Annotated in this window: 7 protein-coding genes and 1 pseudogene; all 8 read right to left on the bottom strand. The window is 62.0% G+C overall.

Annotated features, from left to right (window positions below):
• A pseudogene (locus P0D70_RS25215) lies at positions 1 to 611 on the bottom strand (phosphatase PAP2 family protein); the annotation flags it as partial.
• Between the two features lie 427 nt (positions 612 to 1,038).
• Complete coding sequence (locus P0D70_RS25210) at positions 1,039 to 2,196, bottom strand: WD40/YVTN/BNR-like repeat-containing protein (RefSeq protein ID WP_408186455.1); 1,158 nt, start codon at positions 2,194 to 2,196, stop codon at positions 1,039 to 1,041.
• 91 nt (positions 2,197 to 2,287) lie between these two features.
• Positions 2,288 to 2,557, bottom strand: coding sequence for a MoaD/ThiS family protein (locus P0D70_RS25205; protein WP_408186454.1), 270 nt, complete (start codon positions 2,555 to 2,557; stop codon positions 2,288 to 2,290).
• A gap of 268 nt (positions 2,558 to 2,825) precedes the next feature.
• The gene (locus P0D70_RS25200) at positions 2,826 to 3,542 is read right to left on the bottom strand and encodes an O-methyltransferase (protein WP_408186453.1); all 717 of its coding nucleotides are present in this window, start codon (positions 3,540 to 3,542) and stop codon (positions 2,826 to 2,828) included.
• Between the two features lie 181 nt (positions 3,543 to 3,723).
• Complete coding sequence (locus P0D70_RS25195; protein WP_091803831.1) at positions 3,724 to 4,032, bottom strand: hypothetical protein; 309 nt, start codon at positions 4,030 to 4,032, stop codon at positions 3,724 to 3,726.
• Between the two features lie 12 nt (positions 4,033 to 4,044).
• Positions 4,045 to 4,623, bottom strand: coding sequence for an RNA polymerase sigma factor (locus tag P0D70_RS25190; protein WP_408186452.1), 579 nt, complete (start codon positions 4,621 to 4,623; stop codon positions 4,045 to 4,047).
• 168 nt (positions 4,624 to 4,791) lie between these two features.
• Positions 4,792 to 5,694 (bottom strand): HpcH/HpaI aldolase/citrate lyase family protein, encoded by a 903-nt coding sequence (locus P0D70_RS25185; RefSeq protein ID WP_408186451.1) that lies wholly within the window; start codon positions 5,692 to 5,694, stop codon positions 4,792 to 4,794.
• Positions 5,691 to 6,923 carry a Zn-dependent hydrolase gene (locus P0D70_RS25180; RefSeq protein ID WP_408186450.1) on the bottom strand — a complete coding sequence of 411 codons (1,233 nt, stop codon included), beginning with the start codon at positions 6,921 to 6,923 and terminating at the stop codon, positions 5,691 to 5,693. The genes P0D70_RS25185 and P0D70_RS25180 overlap by 4 nt, the downstream gene beginning before the upstream one ends.
• Positions 6,924 to 6,987 lie beyond the last annotated feature (64 nt).

The following is a 6,987-nucleotide window of genomic DNA, read 5'->3' as shown; positions in this document are numbered from 1 at the left end:
CAGCATCGCTGAAGGCCCCGGGTAGCGTTCGATCCATCGCAGCGCAGGAATCGCATAGCGCACGCGGATCGCATCTCGCGTCATGACATAGGTAATGCCGATTCCCAAGGCGGCGCCCACCAGCAAATCGGTTGGGTAGTGAAAACCCAGGTAGGCGCGCGGAACGCAAATGAACAGCACGGTAAGGAAACCGCCAGCACACCGATGCCCCGCCACACGAGGAAGATACCGGTGGCGACCGCCATCCATAGCATCGCGTGATCGCTTGAGAAGGAACTCCAACTTGTCAGCAGTGCGTCCTTGATAGCGCTACCTGCAAAGTGCAGATGCAGTTCGTCGCTATAGATGGGGCGCACTCTGAACGGCAACCAGTGAGTCAGCAGTCTTCCGACGAAGAGCGCCACGACGCTACTGAGAAGCGTGGCGAGAACCATTTCCCGTCGCCATTCGCGGCGCTTGTCCTGCTGAAACCACATCCACCACAGCACGGGAATGAGCACGAGGCCTTTGAAGGTGTAAAGGTCGGCGATGACTTCTATGGATTGGGTCGCGAAATGACCGAAGTGTATGTTGGACAGATATGTTTCGATAGACGAATCGAAGCTGTTCATTTTTTTGTAGGAAACTTGGGCTGGTCGTATCGAGGGTTAGCATAGCCCATTGGGTGCGCCGCATTTTCTGGTGCTTACTTTCACTGACAACTTTTACGGCGCAATTTCATTGCTAACTTTCACTGACAGCTTACTGCGCGATTGTCCTGTTCGGGCAACGTATGCCGACGAACATCGCGTCGTCTACGTCTATCGAAAAAGCGTCGGGTGGTGATGGCGGCACCTGGTGTGTATTACCGACATCCACATTTCGTTCCCCAGTCTCGTGTTGGCGCTCGCGTTCGTCGAGCCATTGGTCCACGCGCGAGCACGCAATGCACGATGGTGATCGGATTTGTCCGCTCAGGCAGCGGATATCGGCGGACTGGCGGGTATGCGCAACTTATCGACCCTTCACTTTAGGCCGCCGTCTGATTGGCAAAGACCGTCATCCAAACCGGACGCAATAAACCGGCGGCAAATGCGCTGAAATCGATTGCCAGCTTTCGCCGCCGTCATCGGACGTCCATAGCGAGCCGGTGGTCGACCCCATCGCGAGGCGCTTGCCGGAGTCGTCCACCGCAAGGCCGTGCCGATACACGAGGTCATACGCGGGGGCAGGCGGCAAGCCACTCGAGAAGCGATCGAACGTGCGGCCGCCGTCGCGTGTGCGCGTGACGACGAACCGTCCGTCAACCGGAATCCGGCACTCGTCTTTCACGGCAGGCACGAACCAGGCGGTGTCCGGCTCGTGCGGATGCACGGCAACCGCAAAGCCGAAGCTCGATGGCTGCGCCTCGATTCTTTGCCAGTGTGCCGCACCGTCGGTCGAGCGGAAGATTGCGCAGTGATGCTGCGTCCACAACGTGTCTGGATGTGCCGTGCATTGGACGACCCGGTGCGGGTCCTGCACGTGGGCGTCGCCGCGCCGCTCCGGCGGCATGTAGTCAGCCTCCATGCCCTCGGCGGTGACGCGCCAGGTCGCACCGCCGTTGACCGTTTGCCAAACGCCGCCGCACGATACGCCGATCGTCACATGGCGGCTGTCGCGCGGATCCACCATCACGGAATGGATGCCCGGCGCGTCATAGCCGCCTCCGAACCATTCGCGGCGCTCCGGGCGATCCCACAGCGCACGGTTGAGCACCCATGTGTCGCCGCCATCGTCGGAACGGAACAGCCCACCGGGAATCGTGCCGGCCCACAAGACGCCTGGCTCGTCTGGGCCACCGGTTTCGAGCGACCAGATTTGCTGAAGCGTCCAGGCAGGCGGCGCGCTGGGCGCGACGGCGTTCGCGTTGTCCGCGCCGGTGTCTACATTCGCGTTTGCGCTGTCGCCGGCCCGCGTTTCGCCGGCAGGCTGCGGCGGGTAGACGGGAACCGCGCACTCGTCCCAATCCGCCATGCCCGCGCGCCGGCGATGCAGCTTCACGCCGAAGTGGCCGAGGTTGAGCGCCGCATAGAGCGAACCGTCGCGCGAATCAGGCAGCACCATGCTCACCGGCTCGCCGGTGAAATGCAACTCACCGAACTCCCAGACGCCTGCTCCATTGGCTCGCAGAACGAACAGACCCTTGCGGGTCGCGACAAGCAATCGATCGCTCATGTGGAGTGTCCTCCTTTGTCCAGATGTCGATCGGCGTTGGCGTTTTAGCGCTCACTCCGATCTCATGCAAAGCTCGAATCTGCGTGGCCACTTACCCGCCCGACAGCGCCTGCACGACATAAACCCGGCTCTGCTCGCCGAGTGCATCGGACAGGCGTTGTCGGTCGCGCACCCGCCGACCATCCACAAACACGGCGAGATGCCGCCTTAGTGCGCCCTGATCATCAAGGATGTAGCCGCGCAGTCGAGGTTGCGCGGCGAAGACGGCCTCGAGCGCTTCGCTCAGCGTGCGTGCGTCGATCTCGCGCTCGGGCGTTGCGATATGTCGCTGAATCGAAGCAGCGAAGAAGATGTGCGCCATGGCGGAGTAACGTCGCGGGGATGGCAGTGTCCGTTGGTTCTGTAGTGTAGGCGATTCGCCGCTTGCTCCGGGGTGTCGCGATTCAGCAGAAGATAAGCGGCATGAATCACCGCGCGTCACGAGTTTCAAGCCGGGCAACGGTATCCCGTCGGTGTCCCGGTGGTGGAGTCTTGCGAGGTCGGCGCTGGCGGTGGGGCGATTGCGCGCTGGCGCGCTCATCGAGGAACTGACGCGCGCTCAACCGCATCAACAACCACCCCGCAGCAATTCAAGCAACCACGACCGTAAACTCGACCCCTGATTCAAAGTCCAGCGTTGTCGTTGAAAAGCGTGGATTGCCGTCAAGGTACTGCTTGAAGGGCCGGACAGCGTCCTCGGCTGTGTACATGTTATCGGCGAGAACAATGGAGCCGGGGCGCAGAAGGCGTTCGGTCTGCTTGAACAGGTCAAGATACGTGTTCGCCCATACGTCGATAAACACCATGTCGAACGCACCGTCCAATGAGGAAACGGTCTGGAACACGTCACCTTCACGCAACCCGACATAGGCATCGACGCCCGCGGTTCTGACGTGGGCGCGGAGGTGGGCGCACTTCTCGGGGTCCAGTTCCGTCGCGACGACCACGCCGTCGTTCAAGGTGCGAAGCGCCTCGGCAAAATACAGCGTGGATACGCCATACGAGCTGCCGAGTTCGAGAATTCGACGTGGCTTATGTGAAAGGACCATGTTGCGCAAAAATCGTCCCATTTCCTCCGAAACCGCCAACGACAGCGCCGTCCCTTGCGTGGATTCGAAGTCGTCGGTGGAAAGCCCGAGCGTTTCGAGAAAGCGCCCGCGCAGGTGAGGGGCGAGCGTGTCGTATTCTTCCGCGAGAGTCTGAAACTCATCACTCGATCCCGGAAATTGGGCCCGCGCGCGGAGCATCATTTCTGTCCGGCTTTGCTCGTGAAGCCGCTGCAAAAGCGTCGTGGTCGTCGATCTCATAGGTTTTCCCGGGGCTAACCGGGCTCGGCGAAGTAATAAAACACCGACCGGCATCACTTCGCATCAATGTCAGGAATACGGGTTGTGGCGCCTGTTCCGGCCAGTTCGATTGCCCAGGGAAGGCGCACCGTCACGACTGGCCAGTCCTCGTGGCAGTCGGACGTCGGGGTTTTGCGCATAGTCAATCTTCCGCGCGTTTGCCGGGCCGTGATCGCCAGCCGGCCTGCACGCGCTCCCGCTCTTCCGGCGTCATGGCATCCCATTTGCGCCACAGTCGCCGCTCGCGGCAGCCGCCGTGTCCGCGGAATCCGCCAAACAGAATGCGGCTCAGAACCAGTAAGCCGAGTGCGTGCGCAAAGTCGATCGTCCGGGCATCGACGAACAACGTCGGAATCACCCAGTTCCATAGCGTCATGACCGCCCACCCCAGCACGCCTATGCCGACGATCACAAGCAACGCTTTACCTGCACATCTGATTCGAAATTTCATACTTCAACTCCTCTAAATATCCAGTTCGTCGTAAATGGCCTGCAGTCGGGCGCGCAAATGCAGGACCGCATAGCGTTTGCGTGAAAGCAGCGTATTGAGCGTGACACCGCTTTCAGCCGCGATGTCTTTGAAAGACCGGCCTTCGAGTTCGTGCGCGATAAACACGTCGCGCTGATTCGGCGGCAACTCGTCGAGCGCATCCTGCAGGGCCTGGAGTAATACAGCGCGCGCGTATTGGGCTTCGGGGCCCGCATCGTGCGCCGGTAAGTTCAGGTCGAGGCGATACTCACTGCCGGCTTCGTCGTCGTCAAAAAGGTCCGATAGCGGCTCTTCTTTCTTCTTCCGGAAGCGGTCGATGATGCGATTGCGCGCCGCATGGAAAAGCCACGCGCTAGCCTGTTCGATCGGCGCCGGAAGGCGGTAGGCCTGCACGAATTCGTGGAAGACATCCTGCAGGATGTCTTCGGCATCGTCTGGATCGCGTATGCGGCGCCGGATGAAATTGCCGAGCCTCGTGCGCTCACGCACCACGGTCGCGGTGATGTCGCTGTCTCGTTCGGTCATCGTGGCCGGGGTGGGTGGGGGTTCCATGCGTCTGAAGACGTTTCAGGCGCGCAAATATTGTGGCTGGCTTAAAAAATTTTGCCAGTCGAATATTTGTTGCGCCGACGCCCGATCCTAAAGATCGTTGCGTTCACGCCTCTTGCGATCGACCCTGACAGCCCTGCCGATAAAAGCCGCGGCGGCGATGCGCGCGGCCTACGCGTTGCGGCTGTCGTCAAAGGCGCGCAGCAGCGCGTCACGTGCGATCAGACGTTGCGCGTTATTGCGCTCCGGATAATCGATCCAGGCCGAACCGGCATCCGGCGGATTCGCCTGCTGTGCGGCGTGCGCGTGGATGAGCGCATGCGCCGCCCGCACGTCCTCCGCGGATGGCGTCAGCGCACGGTGAATCGCCGGCACGTGTTCGGCAAACACGACGCTTTTCGATGCGAATCCGAGTTGCGTGCAGAGGTCCAGGTCCTGCCCAAGCACCTGCGCCGACCGATAGGTGCAAGGAAGATCAATCGGCACGCAACCGGCGGCAATGCTCTCGATCAGAAAGCGGTTCCGTGCGTAAAGCAGTTCGATACCGCCCGGTGTGCGGCGAGCGCCGAGATTCGCCGCCAGGTCTTCGACTGCGAGCATGCAGCATTTTATTCGTGCGCCCACCTGAAGTAGCGCGCCCAGATTGACCAGACCCTTCGCGGATTCGATAACTGGAACCACCTCCGTCGAGCCCGCCGGAATGCCCAGCTTGCGCTCGATGATGGCCAGTGCATCGTCGAGTGAGGCCAGTTGGGCCGTGCTCTCCGCGTGCGGCAGAAAAATCGCCCGTGGGGCGCCGGGCATGATGCCTTCGAGATCGGCATGGCCGTCGTGCTCCAGTTTGTTGATCCGTACCGAACCGAACGTGCCGGCCCGAGCCGCCTCGCGCAATAACGTGACAATGCGTTCGCGTGCCCGCGGCCGGTCTTGCGGCGAGGTCATTTCTTCCAGGTCGGCGACAATGGCATCCGCACCGCTTTGCAGCGCGATTGCGTGGGCCTCGGAATTGTTTCCGGGTGCGAAGAGCCATGTGCGCCGCAGGCCAGGCGGGCGCGGCGTTGGGTGTGCGTTCATACGGCATGCCCCGCGCGCGCCAGCATGGCGTGAAGCAACACGTCCGTGCCACGCGTGACGTCTTCCGGCAAGGCGTCTTCGGCTTCGTTATGGCTTAGACCGTCGACGCAGGGGATAAAGATCATCGCGGTCGGACAATGCTTGGCGAGATGGATCGCGTCATGGCCGGCCCCGCTGACGATGCGTTGATGCGGATAGTCCAGCGCCTCCACCGCGTTGCCCACCGCAGCAATACAGTGCGGGTCGAACGGCGTAGCCGGACTGACCCAATGCTGCCCCACCTCGACCGTGAGGCGGCGGCGCTTCGCGATGGCATCGAAGCGCTCGCGCAGCGCGGCTTCCATGTTTTCGATCATCGCGTCGTCGGGGTGGCGTAGGTCCACCGTGAACGACAGGTCCGCCGCGATCGTATTGCGCGATGCATTGCGGATCTGCAGTTCGCCGATGGTCGCAAGGCCTTGCGGGAAGAAATCTGCCGCGATGCTTTCCAGTTCCGCGGCCATTTCCGCGCTCGCAAATAGCGCATCGCGGCGGTACTGCATCGGCGTCGTGCCTGCGTGCGCGGCCTGCCCACGTACGCGCACATCGAGCCAGCGAATGGCCTGGCCGCCCGTGACGACGCCGATCGGCACGCCACTTTCCTCGAGCACCGGCCCCTGCTCGATATGCGCTTCGAAGTAGGCGTCGAAGACAACGCCAGGCACGGCGCGCGCGCCGGCATAGCCTGTTGCCTGCAAAGCCTGCTCGACCGATGTTCCGGCTGCATCGCGCGTGCTCAATGCCTGAGCGAGCGGCATGATGCCCGTAAAGGCCGCTGAACCGAGCATGGCCGGCGTGAATCGCGCGCCTTCCTCGTTGGTCCACACGACGATTTCGATGGGCTTGTCGGTTTGAATGTTCGCGTCGTTCAGCGTGCGGACAACTTCGAGCGCGGCCAGCACGCCATACACACCGTCGAATCGGCCGCCCTCGGGCTGGGTGTCGAGGTGGCTTCCGCTTGCCACGGGTGCGGCATCGTTCAGTTTGCCGGCGCGCCGGGCGAAGAGATTGCCGACCTGATCGACGGACAACGTGAGGCCCGCGTCGACGCACCATTGCGAGAAAAGCGCCCGGCCGGCCGCGTCCTGTTCGGTCAATGCGAGGCGCCGCACACCGCCGCCCGCCGTAGCGCCGACAGCGGCCATGTTCATCAGGCTCGTCCAGAGCCGTTCACCATTGATTTTTAGCATCACACACTCCTGAAGCCGCGGCGAGATGGCCGCGTCGGGTTCGTCGTGATGCCTTTATCGGTAA

Source organism: Paraburkholderia sp. RL17-381-BIF-C (assembly GCF_046026435.1).
Taxonomy (GTDB): Bacteria; Pseudomonadota; Gammaproteobacteria; order Burkholderiales; family Burkholderiaceae; genus Paraburkholderia.
Note: the sequence above shows the minus strand (reverse complement) of the source record. Positions and strands in the feature narration are given on the sequence as shown.